Source organism: Pseudomonas sp. LB3P93 (genome assembly GCF_054898025.1).
The window spans coordinates 5,379,999-5,396,319 of the sequence record NZ_CM142713.1 but is presented as its reverse complement, the minus strand read 5'-3'; the positions used below and the strand labels follow the sequence as shown (position 1 = coordinate 5,396,319).

At 60.5% G+C, this 16,321-nt stretch carries 14 protein-coding genes; 9 read left to right on the top strand and 5 right to left on the bottom strand.

Annotated elements, in window-relative coordinates:
* The 9 genes from murD (at position 1) to lpxC (ending at position 10,465) form a co-directional block, all read left to right on the top strand.
* Complete coding sequence (murD, locus tag ACYZT8_RS24555) at positions 1-1,347, top strand: UDP-N-acetylmuramoyl-L-alanine--D-glutamate ligase (RefSeq protein WP_461976656.1); 1,347 nt, start codon at positions 1-3, stop codon at positions 1,345-1,347.
* Positions 1,344-2,561: a putative lipid II flippase FtsW gene (gene ftsW / locus ACYZT8_RS24550; RefSeq protein WP_461976654.1), complete on the top strand. Its 1,218-nt coding sequence runs from the start codon at positions 1,344-1,346 to the stop codon at positions 2,559-2,561. Before murD ends, ftsW begins: the two co-directional genes overlap by 4 nt.
* Entirely contained in the window at positions 2,551-3,621 is a 1,071-nt protein-coding gene (murG, locus tag ACYZT8_RS24545) for an undecaprenyldiphospho-muramoylpentapeptide beta-N-acetylglucosaminyltransferase (RefSeq protein ID WP_131059432.1), read from the top strand. Before ftsW ends, murG begins: the two co-directional genes overlap by 11 nt.
* Positions 3,614-5,074: a UDP-N-acetylmuramate--L-alanine ligase gene (gene murC, locus ACYZT8_RS24540; RefSeq protein WP_461976651.1), complete on the top strand. Its 1,461-nt coding sequence runs from the start codon at positions 3,614-3,616 to the stop codon at positions 5,072-5,074. Before murG ends, murC begins: the two co-directional genes overlap by 8 nt.
* A complete protein-coding gene (locus ACYZT8_RS24535) occupies positions 5,071-6,027 on the top strand; it encodes a D-alanine--D-alanine ligase (protein WP_461976649.1) in 957 nt (318 codons plus the stop codon). The genes murC and ACYZT8_RS24535 overlap by 4 nt, the downstream gene beginning before the upstream one ends.
* Positions 6,028-6,031: 4 nt before the next feature.
* A complete protein-coding gene (locus ACYZT8_RS24530; RefSeq protein ID WP_461976647.1) occupies positions 6,032-6,901 on the top strand; it encodes a cell division protein FtsQ/DivIB in 870 nt (289 codons plus the stop codon).
* 15 nt (positions 6,902-6,916) lie between these two features.
* Positions 6,917-8,176 carry a cell division protein FtsA gene (ftsA, locus tag ACYZT8_RS24525; RefSeq protein WP_128873758.1) on the top strand — a complete coding sequence of 420 codons (1,260 nt, stop codon included), beginning with the start codon at positions 6,917-6,919 and terminating at the stop codon, positions 8,174-8,176.
* Between the two features lie 71 nt (positions 8,177-8,247).
* On the top strand, positions 8,248-9,441 hold the full coding sequence (ftsZ, locus tag ACYZT8_RS24520; RefSeq protein WP_007943486.1) for a cell division protein FtsZ: 1,194 nt from the start codon (positions 8,248-8,250) through the stop codon (positions 9,439-9,441).
* Positions 9,442-9,553: 112 nt separating this feature from the next.
* A complete protein-coding gene (gene lpxC / locus ACYZT8_RS24515) occupies positions 9,554-10,465 on the top strand; it encodes a UDP-3-O-acyl-N-acetylglucosamine deacetylase (protein WP_131059427.1) in 912 nt (303 codons plus the stop codon).
* A gap of 172 nt (positions 10,466-10,637) precedes the next feature.
* Here lpxC and ACYZT8_RS24510 read toward each other — a convergent pair whose 3' ends face one another.
* The 5 genes from ACYZT8_RS24510 to ACYZT8_RS24490 all read right to left on the bottom strand — a co-directional run bounded on the left by ACYZT8_RS24510 (position 10,638) and on the right by ACYZT8_RS24490 (position 16,314).
* Positions 10,638-12,134: a diguanylate cyclase gene (locus ACYZT8_RS24510; protein WP_461976645.1), complete on the bottom strand. Its 1,497-nt coding sequence runs from the start codon at positions 12,132-12,134 to the stop codon at positions 10,638-10,640.
* A gap of 149 nt (positions 12,135-12,283) precedes the next feature.
* On the bottom strand, positions 12,284-13,603 hold the full coding sequence (locus tag ACYZT8_RS24505) for an OprD family porin (RefSeq protein WP_461976643.1): 1,320 nt from the start codon (positions 13,601-13,603) through the stop codon (positions 12,284-12,286).
* 195 nt (positions 13,604-13,798) lie between these two features.
* Positions 13,799-14,023, bottom strand: coding sequence for a hypothetical protein (locus ACYZT8_RS24500; protein WP_461976641.1), 225 nt, complete (start codon positions 14,021-14,023; stop codon positions 13,799-13,801).
* Positions 14,024-14,282: 259 nt separating this feature from the next.
* The gene (locus ACYZT8_RS24495; RefSeq protein ID WP_461976639.1) at positions 14,283-15,647 is read right to left on the bottom strand and encodes a heavy metal sensor histidine kinase; all 1,365 of its coding nucleotides are present in this window, start codon (positions 15,645-15,647) and stop codon (positions 14,283-14,285) included.
* Entirely contained in the window at positions 15,637-16,314 is a 678-nt protein-coding gene (locus tag ACYZT8_RS24490) for a heavy metal response regulator transcription factor (RefSeq protein ID WP_007916978.1), read from the bottom strand. The genes ACYZT8_RS24495 and ACYZT8_RS24490 overlap by 11 nt, the downstream gene beginning before the upstream one ends.
* Positions 16,315-16,321 lie beyond the last annotated feature (7 nt).

Here is a 16,321-nt window from a genome sequence, read left to right as displayed (position 1 = left end):
GTGTCTCTGATCGCTTCTGACCACTTCCGCATCGTTGTCGGCCTCGGCAAGAGCGGCATGTCCCTGGTTCGCTTCCTGGCGAACCGGGGCACGTCGTTTGCTGTGGCCGATACGCGGGAAAATCCACCGGAACTGGCCACGCTCAAGCGTGACTATCCGCACGTGGAAGTGCGTTGTGGCGAGCTGGACGTCGAATTCCTGTGCCGTGCCGACGAACTCTACGTGAGCCCCGGCCTGGCGCTGGCGACCCCGGCCCTGCAGGCTGCTGCCGCCCGTGGTGTGAAATTGTCCGGTGACATCGAGCTGTTCGCGCGTAACGCGAAGGCGCCGATTGTCGCCATCAGCGGTTCCAACGCAAAAAGCACCGTCACCACCCTGGTCGGCGAGATGGCTGCGGCGGCCGGCAAGCGTGTCGCGGTCGGCGGCAACCTCGGTACGCCGGCGCTGGATCTGCTTCGCGACGACGTCGAGCTGTACGTGATGGAGCTGTCGAGCTTCCAGCTCGAAACCACCGATCAACTCAACGCCGAAGTGGCGACCGTGCTCAACGTCAGTGAAGACCACATGGACCGTTACAGCGGTCTGCCGGCCTATCACCTGGCCAAGCACCGGATCTTCCGTGGTGCGAAGCAGTTTGTGGTCAACCGTCAGGACGCTCTGAGTCGTCCGCTGATGGGCGAGGGCCAGCCGTGCTGGACCTTCGGTTTGAGCAAACCCGATTTCAAGGCCTTCGGTATCCGTGAAGAAGACGGCGAGAAATACCTCGCCTTCGAATTCCAGAACCTGATGCCGGTGCGCGAGTTGAAAATTCGTGGCGCCCACAACCAGTCCAACGCCTTGGCGGCATTGGCGCTGGGCCACGCCGTCGGCCTGCCGTTCGACGCCATGCTCTCGAGCCTGCGCACCTTCGCTGGCCTCGAGCATCGCTGCCAATGGGTCCGTGACCTGGATGGCGTGGGCTACTACAACGATTCCAAAGCCACCAACGTCGGTGCTGCACTGGCGGCCATCGAAGGGCTGGGCGCGGATATCGACGGCAAGGTCGTGCTGATCGCCGGTGGCGACGGCAAGGGCGCCGAGTTCAATGATCTGCGTGATCCGGTGGCGGCCAACTGCCGCGCCGTGATCCTGATGGGCCGTGACTCCGACAAGATCGGTGAGGCCATCGGCGACGCCGTGCCGCTGATCCGCGCTGCTTCGCTGATCGAAGCCGTCGAGCAGTGCCGCGCCGCTGCGCAACCGGGCGACGTCGTGCTGCTGTCGCCAGCCTGCGCCAGTTTCGACATGTTCAAGAATTACGAAGACCGTGGTCATCAGTTCGTCCGCGTCGTGGAGGAACTGGCATGAGCCTGCTCAATATCATCAAGCCTTATCCGTCGCCGATCATCACCGGGCGCGGGATCGACCTCGACTTCCCGATGCTCGCCGGTTGCCTGGCCTTGATCGGCCTCGGGCTGGTCATGATTGCCTCGGCCTCGACCGAAGTGGGGGCGGTGCAGTCGGGCAGTGCCCTGTACTACATGATTCGCCACCTGATCTACATCGTGCTGGGCCTGGGTGCCTGCATCGTCACCATGATGATTCCGATCGCCACCTGGCAACGCCTGGGCTGGCTGATGCTGATTGGTGCCTTCGGCTTGCTGGTGATGGTGATCATCCCGGGGATCGGCCGTGAAGTGAACGGTTCGATGCGCTGGATCGGCTTCAGTTTCTTCAACGTCCAGCCTTCCGAGATCGCCAAGGTGTTCGTGGTGATTTACCTCGCCGGTTATCTGGTACGTCGCCAGAAAGAAGTGCGCGAAAGCTGGATGGGCTTCTTCAAGCCGTTCATCGTGCTGCTGCCCATGGCCGGTCTGTTGCTGATGGAGCCGGACTTCGGCGCCACCGTTGTCATGATGGGCGCGGCGGCGGCGATGCTGTTCCTCGGCGGGGTGGGGCTGTTCCGTTTTTCCTTGATGGTGGTCCTCGCGGTCGGGGCGGTGGTGCTGTTGATTCAAGTGCAGCCGTATCGAATGGCGCGCCTGACCAACTTTGCCGATCCGTGGGCCGACCAGTTCGGTGCCGGCTATCAGTTGTCCCAGGCATTGATCGCTTTTGGTCGCGGTGAATGGCTGGGCGTTGGCCTGGGCAACAGCGTGCAGAAACAGTTCTACCTGCCGGAAGCCCACACTGACTTCGTGTTCTCGGTATTGGCCGAAGAGCTGGGTGCGGTGGGTTCCTTGTGCACGGTCGCGCTCTTCGTCTTCGTGTGTGTGCGTGGCATGTACATCGGTTATTGGGCCGAGAAGGCCAAGCAGTTCTTCGCCGCCTACATCGCGTACGGCTTGTCGTTCCTGTGGATCGGCCAGTTCCTGATCAACATCGGGGTGAACGTCGGCCTGCTGCCGACCAAAGGCCTGACCCTGCCGTTCCTCAGTTATGGCGGCAGTTCGTTGGTGATCTGCGGGGCCTGTCTCGGCTTGTTGTTGCGCATCGAGTGGGAGAGTCGAACCCACCTGGGCAGCGAGGAGATGGAGTTCCATGAGAGCGACTTCGCCGAGGAGCCGACCCATGGGCGCTAACGTTTTGATCATGGCGGGCGGCACCGGTGGCCACGTGTTCCCGGCGCTGGCTTGCGCCCGCGAATTCCAGGCCCGCGGTTACACCGTGCACTGGCTCGGAACGCCGCGCGGGATCGAGAACGAACTGGTGCCGATGGCTGGGATCGAGCTGCACCGGATCAATGCCAGCGGGTTGCGCGGCAAGGGCAAGTTGTCCCTGCTCAAGGCCCCGTTCATGTTGCTCAAATCCGTCTGGCAGGCGCGAGCGATCATTCGTCAGCTGCGGCCGGTGTGTGTGGTCGGCTTCGGTGGTTATGTGACCGGCCCTGGTGGCGTTGCAGCCAAACTGGCCGGCGTGCCGGTGATCGTTCATGAGCAGAACGCCGTGGCCGGTACCGCCAATCGGTTGCTGGTGCCGTTGGCCGCCCGCGTCTGTGAAGCGTTCCCCGACACCTTTACCCTGTCGGACAGCCGTCGGACCACCGGTAACCCGGTGCGCACCGAGCTGTTCCTCGAAACACAGCGCCCCGCCCTGGCGGGTCGCAAGGCGCGTTTGCTGATCCTGGGCGGAAGCCTGGGCGCAGAGCCGTTGAACAAGTTGCTGCCTGAAGCCCTGTCGCAAGTCGCCCCCGACCTGCGCCCGGAAGTGTTTCATCAGGCCGGCAAAAACCACGATGAAGTGACTGCAGAGCGCTATCGCGCGGCTGGCGTCGAGGCGCAAGTGCAGCCTTTCATCAAAGACATGGCCCAAGCCTATGGCTGGGCCGACCTGGTGGTGTGCCGCGCAGGCGCATTGACCATCAGTGAACTGGCTGCCGCCGGTCTGCCCTCGATGCTGGTGCCTTTGCCCCACGCGATTGACGATCACCAGACCCGCAACGCCGATTATTTGGCCCGTGAAGGCGCTGCCTTCCTGATGCCGCAAAGAACGACTGGCGCAGCGGATCTTGCCGCACGCCTGACCGAGGTCCTGATGCAACCACAACGACTCAACGACATGGCCACCGCAGCACGCCGCCTGGCCAAACCCGATGCAACCCGTAACGTGGTCGATACCTGTCTGGAGGTGGCCCATGGTTGAGAAACAGAAAGCCATGCCGCAACCGGAAATGCGCCGCATCCGTCGCATCCACTTCGTCGGTATCGGCGGCGTGGGCATGTGCGGCATCGCCGAGGTGTTGTTGAACCTGGGCTATGAAGTGTCCGGTTCCGACCTGAAAGCATCGCCGGTGACCGAGCGTCTCGAGTCCTTTGGCGCGCAGATCTTTATCGGCCACCGTGCCGAGAACGCCGCTGCCGCCGACGTGCTGGTAGTGTCGAGCGCCGTGAACACGTCCAACCCGGAAGTCGCCACCGCGCTGGAACGCCGCATTCCGGTGGTGCCTCGCGCAGAAATGCTGGCCGAGCTGATGCGCTATCGCCACGGCATCGCCGTCGCCGGTACGCACGGCAAAACCACCACCACCAGCCTGATCGCTTCGGTGTTCGCGGCCGGTGGCCTGGACCCGACGTTCGTCATCGGTGGCCGACTGAATGCCGCGGGCACCAATGCCCAGCTCGGCACCAGCCGCTACCTGATTGCCGAAGCCGACGAAAGCGACGCCAGTTTCCTGCACTTGCAGCCGCTGGTGGCTGTGGTCACCAACATCGACGCCGACCACATGGCGACCTACGACGGTGACTTCAACAAACTGAAGAAAACCTTCGTCGAGTTCCTCCACAACCTGCCGTTCTACGGTCTGGCGGTGGTGTGCCTGGACGACCCGGTGGTGCGTGAAATCCTGCCGCTGGTGAAACGCCCGACGGTCACTTATGGCTTCGGCGATGACTGCGACGTGCGCGCCATCAATGTACGCCAGCAAGGCATGCAGACCTTCTTCACCGTGCTGCGTCCTGAACGCGAGCCGCTGGATGTCTCGGTGAACATGCCGGGCAACCACAACGTCTTGAATGCGCTGGCGACGATCTGCATCGCCAGCGACGAAGGCGTCAGCGATGAAGCCATCGTCCAGGGCCTGTCCGGGTTCCAGGGTGTCGGCCGTCGCTTCCAGGTCTACGGCGAACTGCCGGTAGACGGCGGCAACGTGATGCTGGTCGACGACTACGGTCACCACCCGACCGAAGTCGCAGCCGTGATCAAGGCCGTACGCGGTGGCTGGCCGGAGCGCCGTCTGGTGATGGTTTACCAGCCGCACCGTTACAGCCGCACCCGCGACCTGTACGACGATTTCGTCAATGTACTGGCCGATGCCAACGTCCTGCTGCTGATGGAAGTCTACCCGGCCGGTGAAGAGCCGATCCCGGGCGCCGACAGCCGCAAGTTGTGCAACAGCATTCGCCAGCGTGGTCAGCTCGACCCGATCTACATCGAGCGTGGCGTCGATCTCGCGCCGCTGGTCAAGCCGCTGCTGCGTGCCGGCGACATTCTGCTGTGCCAGGGCGCCGGTGATATCGGTGGTCTCGCCCCGAAACTGTTGGCCAGTCCGCTATTCGCGGGTGCTGTTGCCGCGCCGACTGTGGGGAAATTGAAATGACTGCTGCTTACGCCAACCTCGTCTCCACTGTCGCGCCGAAAGACTTCGGCCGCGTCTCCGTGCTGTTCGGCGGCAAGAGTGCCGAGCGTGAGGTTTCCCTGAAGTCGGGTCGCGCTGTTCTCGACGCGCTGCAAAGTGCCGGTGTGGATGCGTTCGGCCTCGATGTGGGCGATGACCTTCTGCAGCGTTTGCTGAACGAAAAGATCGACCGTGCCTTCGTCATCCTCCACGGTCGTGGCGGTGAAGACGGCAGCATGCAGGGCCTGCTGGAATGCCTCGGCATTCCGTACACCGGCAGCGGCATTCTGGCTTCGGCACTGGCCATGGACAAGCTGCGGACCAAACAGGTCTGGCACAGCCTCGGCATCCCGACGCCACGCCACGCGGTACTGACCTCAGAGGCCGATTGTATTTCGGCAGCGACGGAACTGGGCTTCCCTTTGATCGTCAAACCGGCCCATGAAGGTTCAAGTATCGGTATGGCCAAAGTGAGTTCCGCGTCGGAGTTGATCGACGCCTGGAAAGCGGCCAGTACCTACGATTCGCAAGTGTTGGTCGAGCAATGGATTCAAGGTCCGGAGTTCACCATCGCCACCCTGCGTGACCAGGTGTTGCCACCGATTGCCCTGGGCACCACGCACAGCTTCTACGACTACGACGCCAAGTACGTGGCTTCCGATACCCAGTACCGGATCCCGTGTGGCCTGGACAGCAACAAAGAAAAAGAACTGATGGACCTCACGGCGAAAGCCTGTGAGGCGCTGGGTATCGCCGGTTGGGGCAGGGCAGACGTGATGCAGGACGCCGACGGGCAGTTCTGGTTCCTCGAAGTCAACACCGCACCGGGCATGACCGATCACAGCCTGGTGCCGATGGCGGCCCGTGCTGCCGGTCTGGATTTCCAGCAACTGGTTCTGGCGATTCTGGCCGCAAGTATCGAGGCGCGGGGTTAAGAGCATGCAAGGCGCACAGCTGAGACATCAGCCCCCTCCAGCACCCGGCCGCAAGCCGGTGCCACGGGGTGCCAGCCGAATGGTGGCCAAAGAGCCGATGTCTGCGCGCCTGCCGAAAGCCAATTTTGGCTTTCTGAAAAGTCTGTTCTGGCCGGTGCTGTTGGTTGCGTTGGGCTTCGGTACCTACGAAGGCGCACAGCGTTTGCTGCCGTACGCTGACCGGCCGATCACCAAGATCAACGTGCAGGGCGACTTGAGTTACATCAGTCAGCAAGCGGTACAGCAGCGCATCGCCCCGTACGTGGCGTCGAGCTTCTTCACCATCGACCTGGAGAGCATGCGTACCGAGCTTGAAACGATGCCATGGATTGCCCACGCCGAAGTGCGCAGGGTATGGCCGGATCAAGTGGTGATCCGCCTGGAAGAACAACTGCCGGTGGCCCGTTGGGGCGATGAATCGCTGTTGAACAACCAGGGTCAGGCGTTCACCCCGCGTGAGCTGGCGAACTACGAACACTTGCCACAGCTGTTCGGCCCACAACGGGCTCAACAGCAAGTGATGCAGCAATACCAGGTGCTGAGCCAGATGCTCAGGCCGATGGGCTTCTCGATTGCACGCCTGGAATTGCGTGAACGAGGCAGCTGGTTCCTGACCACCGGCGCCGGCAGCGCGGGCCCGGGGATCGAACTGCTGCTGGGACGCGGCAACCTGGTGGAAAAGATGCGCCGCTTCATTGCCATCTACGACAAGACGCTTAAAGAACAGATTACGAACATTGCGCGCATCGATCTGCGTTACGCCAACGGCCTCGCTGTTGGCTGGCGGGAACCTGTAGCGCCCACGACAGCCCAACCCGCTGTCGCGAAGAATTAAGAAGAGGCAGGACCCATGGCAAACGTGCAAAGCGGCAAAATGATCGTCGGTCTCGATATCGGCACCTCCAAGGTGGTGGCGCTGGTCGGCGAGGTCTCGGACGACGGCACGCTGGAAATCGTCGGGATCGGCACTCATCCGTCCCGTGGCCTGAAGAAAGGCGTGGTGGTGAACATCGAGTCCACCGTGCAATCGATCCAGCGCGCGATCGAAGAAGCGCAGCTGATGGCCGGTTGCCGGATCCACTCGGCATTTGTCGGCGTGGCCGGCAATCACATCCGCAGCCTGAACTCCCACGGCATCGTGGCAATTCGTGATCGCGAAGTCAGCGCCGCCGACCTTGAGCGCGTCCTCGACGCCGCCCAGGCCGTGGCGATCCCGGCTGACCAGCGCGTGCTGCACACCTTGCCGCAGGATTACGTGATCGATAACCAGGAAGGCGTGCGTGAGCCGCTGGGCATGTCGGGCGTACGTCTGGAAGCCAAGGTTCACGTAGTGACCTGCGCCGTCAACGCCGCACAGAACATTGAAAAATGCGTGCGTCGCTGCGGTCTGGAAATCGACGACATCATTCTCGAGCAGCTGGCGTCCGCGTATTCGGTCCTGACCGACGACGAGAAAGAACTGGGCGTGTGCCTGGTGGACATCGGCGGCGGCACCACCGACATCGCGATCTTCACTGAAGGTGCGATCCGTCACACCGCGGTGATCCCGATTGCGGGTGATCAGGTGACCAACGACATCGCCATGGCGTTGCGCACCCCGACCCAGTACGCCGAAGAAATCAAGATTCGCTACGCCTGCGCCCTGGCCAAACTGGCCGGTGCCGGTGAAACCATCAAAGTGCCAAGCGTTGGCGACCGTCCACCGCGCGAGCTGTCCCGCCAGGCCCTGGCCGAAGTGGTCGAGCCGCGTTACGACGAGCTGTTCACGCTGATCCAGGCCGAACTGCGTCGCAGTGGCTACGAAGACCTGATCCCGGCCGGCATCGTGCTGACCGGCGGTACTTCGAAAATGGAAGGCGCGGTCGAACTGGCCGAAGAGATCTTCCACATGCCGGTCCGCCTGGGCGTGCCCCATGGCGTCAAGGGCCTGGATGACGTGGTGCGCAACCCGATTTATTCCACCGGCGTTGGCTTGTTGATGTACGGCCTGCAGAAGCAGTCCGACGGGATTTCGTTCTCGGGCATCAGCAGCCGCGACAGCTACAGCAATGAAGAACCGAAAGTCGCCTTGCTCGATCGCTTCAAGAGCTGGGTACAAGGCAACTTCTAAAGATTTACCGCAGCACCGTTGTAGATACACGCAGTAGGCGAAAAAACTAGAGAACGTAAAGGAGAGGGAAAATGTTCGAACTCGTAGACAACATCCCCGCAAGCCCGGTAATTAAAGTTATCGGTGTTGGCGGAGGCGGCGGCAACGCCGTCAACCACATGGTCAAGAGCAACATTGAAGGCGTTGAATTCATCTGCGCCAACACTGATGCCCAGGCGCTGAAATCCATCGGCGCGCGGACCATCCTGCAACTGGGCACCGGCGTGACCAAAGGTCTGGGCGCCGGCGCCAACCCTGAAGTAGGTCGTCAGGCCGCTCTCGAAGACCGTGAGCGCATTGCCGAAGTCCTGCAGGGCACCAATATGGTGTTCATCACCACTGGCATGGGCGGTGGTACCGGTACCGGTGCTGCGCCAATCATTGCCGAAGTGGCCAAGGAAATGGGGATCCTCACCGTTGCGGTGGTGACTCGTCCGTTCCCGTTCGAAGGCCGCAAGCGCATGCAGATCGCCGACGAAGGTATCCGTCTGCTGTCTGAAAGCGTTGACTCGTTGATCACCATTCCCAACGAGAAGCTGCTGACCATCCTCGGTAAAGACGCCAGCCTGCTGTCGGCTTTCGCCAAGGCCGACGATGTACTGGCCGGTGCCGTTCGCGGTATCTCCGACATCATCAAGCGTCCGGGCATGATCAACGTCGACTTTGCCGACGTACGGACCGTGATGAGCGAAATGGGCATGGCGATGATGGGCACTGGCTGCGCCAGCGGTCCGAACCGTGCACGTGAGGCCACCGAAGCGGCCATTCGCAACCCGTTGCTCGAAGACGTGAACCTGCAAGGTGCACGCGGCATCCTGGTGAACATCACCGCCGGTCCTGACCTGTCCCTGGGTGAGTACTCCGACGTGGGTAGCATCATCGAAGCCTTCGCTTCCGAGCACGCGATGGTCAAGGTCGGTACCGTTATCGATCCGGACATGCGCGACGAGCTGCACGTGACTGTGGTTGCCACCGGTCTGGGCGCGAAAATCGAGAAGCCTGTGAAGGTCATCGACAACACCGTTCACACGTCCATGGCCTCCCAGCCGCAACAATCGGCGCCCGCTCGTCAGGAACAACCGGCGGTAAACTACCGTGACCTGGACCGTCCGACCGTCATGCGCAACCAGGCTCAGGCCGGTGCTGCGACTGCCGCGAAGATGAATCCGCAAGATGATCTGGATTACCTGGACATCCCGGCTTTCCTGCGTCGTCAGGCTGATTGATGGAATGTATAAGGGCTATGAAGGTGATTGGTGTTCAGCAAAGGCGTGGTCTGCTATCATCGCCAGCCTTTGTTGATACCAGTTCGCAATTTGCGCTGAAGCGGCCCAAGCCATGATTAAACAACGCACACTGAAAAATATTATCCGTGCCACAGGTGTAGGCCTGCACTCCGGTGAGAAGGTCTACCTGACCCTCAAGCCTGCGCCTGTCGACACTGGCATTGTGTTTTGTCGCGCTGACCTCGACCCTGTGGTGCAGATTCCTGCCCGTGCGGAAAACGTCGGCGAAACCACTATGTCCACCACGCTGGTTAACGGTGACGTAAAAGTGGACACGGTAGAGCACTTGCTCTCGGCCATGGCTGGCCTGGGCATCGATAACGCCTACGTCGAGCTCTCCGCGTCCGAAGTCCCGATCATGGATGGTAGCGCTGGACCTTTCGTATTCCTGATTCAATCGGCCGGCCTGGAAGAACAGGACGCACCGAAGAAGTTCATCCGGATCCTGCGGGAAGTGACAGTGGAAGATGGCGACAAGCGCGCCACTTTCGTCCCTTTCGAAGGCTTCAAGGTGAGCTTCGAGATCGATTTCGATCACCCGGTTTTCCGTAACCGCACACAAAGTGCAAGCGTGGATTTTTCCAGCACTTCGTTCGTAAAAGAAGTCAGCCGCGCCCGTACCTTTGGTTTCATGAGTGACATCGAGTACCTGCGCAAGCACAACCTCGCACTCGGCGGCAGCGTTGAAAACGCAATTGTGGTCGACGCGGATGGTGTACTGAACGAAGACGGCCTTCGCTATGAAGACGAATTCGTGAAGCACAAGATCCTCGATGCAATTGGTGACCTCTACCTGCTGGGCAATAGCCTGATTGGTGAGTTCAAGGGCTTCAAGTCCGGACATGCATTGAACAACCAGCTGCTGCGCAAGTTGATTGAGCAGACAGATGCTTGGGAAGTCGTGACTTTCGAAGACGCCAGCACTGCACCGATCTCTTACATGCGTCCCGTTGCGGCCGTGTAAGTAAAAAAACCTCTCTAGTTTTTAAAGGCTGCCTTCGGGTGGCCTTTTTTTATGCTCGATCGTTCCCACGCTCTGCGTGGGAATGCCTCAACGGACGCTCTGCGTTCGGCTCTGGATGGGACGCGGAGCGTCCCGGGCTGCATTCCCACGCAGAGCGTGGGAACGATCAACGTCAGGCAGAAGCAACCACACGATTGCGCCCACCTTCCTTCGCCTGATACAACGCTTTATCCGCCGCAAACAGCAAACTCTCCAGGCTGATATCCGTCGCTGTCGTCCAGGTGCTGATCCCGATACTGACAGTCATCGGCAAATCGGCACCCTCGACCAAAGGCAACTCCTCGACAGCCTCGCGGATTTTTTCGGCAATCTGCCGCGCACCCGCGCTATCGGTTTCCGCCAGGATTACCGAAAACTCCTCACCACCATAACGAGCAGCCAGGTCCGCCGGTCGTCGGACGTGAGCGGTGATGACATTGGCCAACGAGCGCAGCGCTTCGTCACCCGCCTGATGGCCATGGCGGTCGTTGAACGCCTTGAAGTGATCGGCGTCGATCATCAGCAGCGACAACGGCTGGCCCGACCGTTGCGCTCGAAACCATTCATGGCGCAGGGCCTGATCCAGCGTTCGGCGGTTGGCCAGGCCGGTCAAGGCATCGGTGGCCGCCAGTTGCGCCAGTTCCTGCTCGGCGTTGTGGCGCAGGCGCAGTTCACGGCAGAACAGCCAGGTCAGCCAAAGCAGGCTGATGCACAGCGCAATGGTCGCAACGCTGACCACCACCGCCGTACGCTTCCACGACGCGAACACTTCATCACTGGAAAGGGCAACGATGACGATCAGCGGCAAGTTGCCCACCTTGGAGAACGTGTACAGACGTTCGTCTTTGTAGCTGCTTGAAATACCGGTGAAGCTGCCGTTGCCTTCTTTGACGATGCGCTGGAAGTTAGGCCGGTTGCTGAAGTCCTTGCCGACCAGTTCTTCGGCCAGACGGGGTTCCTGGGCCAGGAGAATACCGTCCGAGCTGATCAGGTTGACCGAACTGTCACGACCGATACTCAAGCTGTTGAACAATTGATCGAAGTAACTCAAGCGCATGGCGGCTTCGGCCACGCCGAGGAATTCGCCCTGTGAGCCGCTGACCCGGCGACTGAAGCTGATGCGCCATTCATGTTCAGCCAGCCTGGAGCGGAAGGGACGGCTGATGAACATGTTCGGGTCGCGATTGTTTACGTGGGACTGAAAGTATTCACGGTCGGCATAATTGCCCTTTCTGGGCTCCACCGAGGCCGAGTCGGCGATCACGTCGCCCTTGTTGTCCAGCAACAAAATGTCGCCCTTGTACGGGGCGGCAGTGGCGCGGTCAAACAAGGCCAGATGGCGGATGGCGGGGGAAACGAGCTTGAGGTCTTCTCGCTGCGAGGCCGCGATCAAGCCGAGCAAGGACAGGTCATAGAGTTCGACATTGCGCAGCACGTCGGCTTCGATCAATTGCACGATGTTGGTCGCCGAGCGCGTGGCAGACAATTCAGCGTTGGCACGCTCACGGACCAGCAGGAACGCGACGATGCTCAGAATCGCGATCACCAGCAGCAAACTGCCGAGAACCAGAAGCCGCTCCGACCGGGTCGAACGGATCGGATCGTGAGGTTTTGTGTTGCTCACACTCATGGCTCTGGCTTCTGCTGATAAGGCGTTATGAAAGTACGGTTGCAAGCATCGGGCAGAATTCCGGGAGCCGTTTGCGTTCAGAGCGCTTGTATAAGTCCCTGATAAACAAAAGGCCAGCAAAACGTGCTGGCCTTATGTCTATTTCAAGCTTAGAAGACATTGAGCGGGTAGTCGACGATGACCCGGTATTCATCGGTGTCTTGGTCCAGCGCCCCGTAGCCATTGCCGCCACGGTTGGTGGCCCATTGCAGGCGTATTGCCAGATCCTTGGCCTTGCCGCCCTGCACCACGTACTTAAGATCGATGTCACGTTCCCAGTGCTTGGCGTTTTTGCCGTCGGCGCTGTACCACGAGGCATAACCGCGGCTGTCCGGATCGACCTTGGTCAGGTCCAGTTCACCCCGGGAGTAGGACAGCGCCGAGGTCAGGCCGGGCAGGCCGAGGCCGGCAAAGTCGTAGGCGTACTTGAGTTTCCACGAGCGCTCGTTCGGGCCGTTGAAGTCCGAATACTGCTGGGAGTTGTCGAGGAAGACGCTGTCGCCCTGGCTGATGTAGTCGAACGGCGTGTTGCCGTTGACCCGTTGATACGCCGCGGTAACGCTGTGATTGCCCACGCCGACAGTGAAATGCAGGCTGTACGTGTTGTTGTCGATGTTGCCCAGCAGCGCATCGCCGGTGTCTTGCGTGTGATAGAAGTGCAGGCCCGGGTTGAGGCTGACCAGGTCGTTCAGCGCGTAGGTGTAATCCAGGTCGTAGTAGTACTGGTTCCAGATGTCCTTGAGTTCGGACGCGTACAGGCTGCTGGTCAGCCCTGGCAGACCGCTCCAGGCCACGCCGGCCCAGTTCAGGTGCTGACTGTCGTCACCGTCTGCCAGGCTGCCGTAGGAGGTGCCGATGCGGGTGTGACCGCTCTGGTTGTAAGGCTTGGTGAAACTCGCCTGGCCACCCTCGATCAGGAAGCCGTCGAAGCTGTGGTTGGTCAGGCTGACGCCACGAAAAGTCTGCGGCAGCATGCGGGTCTCGCCGCCCGCAATCACCGGGTTGGCGAGAAACAGGTCGCCGGCCTTCAACTCGGTATCAAAGGCGCGCATTTTCAGTGTGCCGCCCGCCGTCGAGAACGAGCCCGGCGCTTTGCCGTTGCCATCGCTGATCGGCAGGATGCTTGAGCCGTCCGTGCCGCCACCGCCATCGAGCTTGAGCCCGAGCATGGCGTGGGCATCAACGCCGAACCCGACGGTGCCCTGGGTGAATCCCGATTCGAAAATGCCAAGGAAACCCTGACCCCATTCGATGTTGTCATCCGTCTGCTGCAGACGGTTACGGTTCATGTAGTAGTTGCGGGCATTAAGGTTGAGGCTAGAACCTTCCACAAAACCTTCGTGGCTGGATTCGTCGTCGGCGTGGGCGGCGGGGGGCATCGTTGCAGCGATTGCAATGAACAGCGGGCTGAATCTGAGAGGGAAACGCACTTGCGGTAAAGCTCCTTGGGTCAACTAAGCACTTCATAGTCCTGAAGCACAAAATGTTTCTTGTTAGGGAAGACGAACCGGACGTTGTTTAAACCACAACGAAAAAAAGCCGCTGATAGCAGCGGCTTTGAAGACAACTTTTCAAAGGAAAGAGCCGATGAAAAGTGTCGAGGGAAACGGAGCGGATACGAGGAATCAGCTGTCTTTCTCAACCCGAGGCTGGGTTGCAGACGTGGACGCTTGAGGGGTTTGCGCAGCATCCTGGGCCTTGGCCGTCATTTCGCTCTGATACTGTTCGTATGCGGCGGCGCGTGCGGCATTTTGCGCGACGAAGGCCGGCGACTCTTCAGCCACGGCGAACGGAGACAGGAACAAAGAGGACAAAACGAAAGCGCTGGCAATACCCATAGTGTTGGACATCTTTAAAACCTTCTTGCTTGGCAAGTGCTGTTTGGTGCGGGCAAAGATAAGGGGGATTGGAGAGGGGAAAAAGAGCGGATTCATGAAAGGACTGTTGCGCTAAAAGCAACAGTTGCGCACTGATCGTTCCCACGCTCCGCGTGGGAATGCAGTCCGGGACGCTCCGCGTCCCATCCAAAGCCGAACGCGGAGCGTCCGTTGAGGCATTCCCACGCGGAGCGTGGGAACGATCTAAAGCCCTTTCGCCACAGGGAAAGGGTTAAACGGGGAGGTGGATGCCGAAAGTGTTCATGCCGTGGTCGCTGCGTACAAACACATCCCCGCCATGCATCAACGCAATCGCCTTGACGATTGCCAGCCCCAGCCCATGGTTGTTCCCGCTGTTGCTGCGCGACGCATCCACCCGATAAAACCGCTCGAACAACCGCGACAAATGCTCGCTGGCAATCGGCGATCCAGGGTTCGCAACCCCGATGCTCACCTGATGCTCCTCAACCTCGATCCGCACCTCAATCACTTGCCCGGGCTCGGTGTGCTGCACCGCGTTACTCAGCAAATTGATCAACGCCCGGCGCAGATGAGCAATCTCGATGCGCACCTGCGCATCACCACTGACTTGCACCTGAACCTGCGCATCTTCAAGAATGAAATCCAGATATTCCAGAGTCGTTGCCACTTCATCGGCCAGCGAGGTGGAAGTCAGTTTGGTCGCCTTGCTGCCCTGATCCGCACTGGCAAGAAACAGCATGTCATTGATGATCGAACGCAGCCGCTCCAGCTCTTCGAGGTTCGATTGCAGCACTTCGAAGTAGTGTTCCGCCGAGCGTCCGCGGGTCAGCGCGACCTGGGTCTGGCCGATCAGGTTGGTCAGGGGTGAGCGCAGTTCGTGGGCGACGTCGGCGTTGAACGACTCAAGGCGCGAATAGGCCTGCTCGACCCGCTCCAGCGTCGAGTTGAACGAATTGACGAACTGATTGAGCTCCGGCGGCAACGGCGATAAGCGCAAGCGCCCGGAACGCAAGGGCGGCGCCAGTCGCTGGGCTTCCTGCGACAACTTGATCAAGGGTTTGAGACCAATCCGCGCCACCCAATAACCCAGCGCCGACGCCAGCAGCACACCGACAATCGCCAGGCTGATCAGCGCGATCAGCAAATGATGCTGCGTCTGTAAAAACGTCTCGGTGTCGATGCCGATCATGAAGCGCAGCGGCGGTCGTTGATCCTTGGCCGGGAACTGGCTGACCAGCACTTTCAGCGGATAAGGCTGGTCCGGCAACGTCATGTCGCGCATGCCCAGCGGCCCTTCGGCAAAGGCGCGGATCTGCGGCGTCAGGTTGCCGTATTCGTAGTGCGGATCGCCGCTGATGATCCAGAAACTGATGCGCTTGTCTTCTTCACCCAGCAGCTTGAGTTTGTTGTTGATCTTCACCCAATGCTCAGGCGTGCCGTAACGCCCGACCGTGGATTCGAGCACGCTGTAACGCGCGTCCAGCTCAGCCTCGGGCAACAGACCCAGGCCTTTATCGACCTGCTGGTACAAGGCCCAGCCGATCAACAGAAACACCAGCAGCGCCACCAGCGTGAACATTCCACTGAGGCGCAGGGCAATCGAATTACTGGACACCGCGGCTCTCCAGCACATAACCCATGCCACGAATCGTGTGCAGCAGTTTTTCGTCGAACGGCCCGTCGAGTTTGGCCCGCAGGCGTTTGATCGCGACTTCGACGACGTTGGCGTCGCTGTCGAAATTGATGTCCCAGACCATCTCGGCAATCGCCGTTTTCGAAAGGATTTCACCCTGCCGACGGGCCAGTACGCTGAGCAGCGAGAACTCCTTCGCGGTCAGGTCCAGCCGGGTGCCGGCGCGGGTGGCCTTGCGGCTGATCAAATCGATCCACAGGTCGGCGATGCTGACTTGCACCGGTTCATGGCCGCCGCTGCGCCGGGTCAGCGCTTGCAGGCGCGCCACCAGTTCGAGGAACGAAAACGGTTTGCCGAGGTAATCGTCGGCGCCGTCACGCAGGCCTTTGATGCGGTCTTCGACACGCTCGCGGGCAGTGAGCATGATCACCGGGGTTTGCTTGCGCGCACGCAAGGCGCGCAGTACGCCGAAGCCGTCGAGGCCCGGCAGCATTACGTCGAGGACGATCACCGCGTAGTCGCTTTCCAGCGCCAGGTGCAGGCCTTCGACGCCGTCGCGCGCGAGGTCCACGGTGTAACCCTGTTCCGTCAGGCCGCGGTGCAAATAGTCCGCGGTTTTTTCTTCGTCTTCGATAATCAGAACGCGCATGACCCCG

Coding starts and splice junctions, on each gene's coding strand:
- ftsA (WP_128873758.1), top strand. CDS start 6,917: ATGGCAAACGTGCAAAGCGGCAAAATGATCGTCGGTCTCGATATCGGC.
- ftsW (WP_461976654.1), top strand. CDS start 1,344: ATGAGCCTGCTCAATATCATCAAGCCTTATCCGTCGCCGATCATCACC.
- ACYZT8_RS24490 (WP_007916978.1), bottom strand. CDS start 16,314: ATGCGCGTTCTGATTATCGAAGACGAAGAAAAAACCGCGGACTATTTG.
- ACYZT8_RS24535 (WP_461976649.1), top strand. CDS start 5,071: ATGACTGCTGCTTACGCCAACCTCGTCTCCACTGTCGCGCCGAAAGAC.
- lpxC (WP_131059427.1), top strand. CDS start 9,554: ATGATTAAACAACGCACACTGAAAAATATTATCCGTGCCACAGGTGTA.
- ftsZ (WP_007943486.1), top strand. CDS start 8,248: ATGTTCGAACTCGTAGACAACATCCCCGCAAGCCCGGTAATTAAAGTT.
- ACYZT8_RS24530 (WP_461976647.1), top strand. CDS start 6,032: ATGCAAGGCGCACAGCTGAGACATCAGCCCCCTCCAGCACCCGGCCGC.
- murC (WP_461976651.1), top strand. CDS start 3,614: ATGGTTGAGAAACAGAAAGCCATGCCGCAACCGGAAATGCGCCGCATC.
- ACYZT8_RS24500 (WP_461976641.1), bottom strand. CDS start 14,023: ATGTCCAACACTATGGGTATTGCCAGCGCTTTCGTTTTGTCCTCTTTG.
- ACYZT8_RS24510 (WP_461976645.1), bottom strand. CDS start 12,134: ATGAGTGTGAGCAACACAAAACCTCACGATCCGATCCGTTCGACCCGG.
- murG (WP_131059432.1), top strand. CDS start 2,551: ATGGGCGCTAACGTTTTGATCATGGCGGGCGGCACCGGTGGCCACGTG.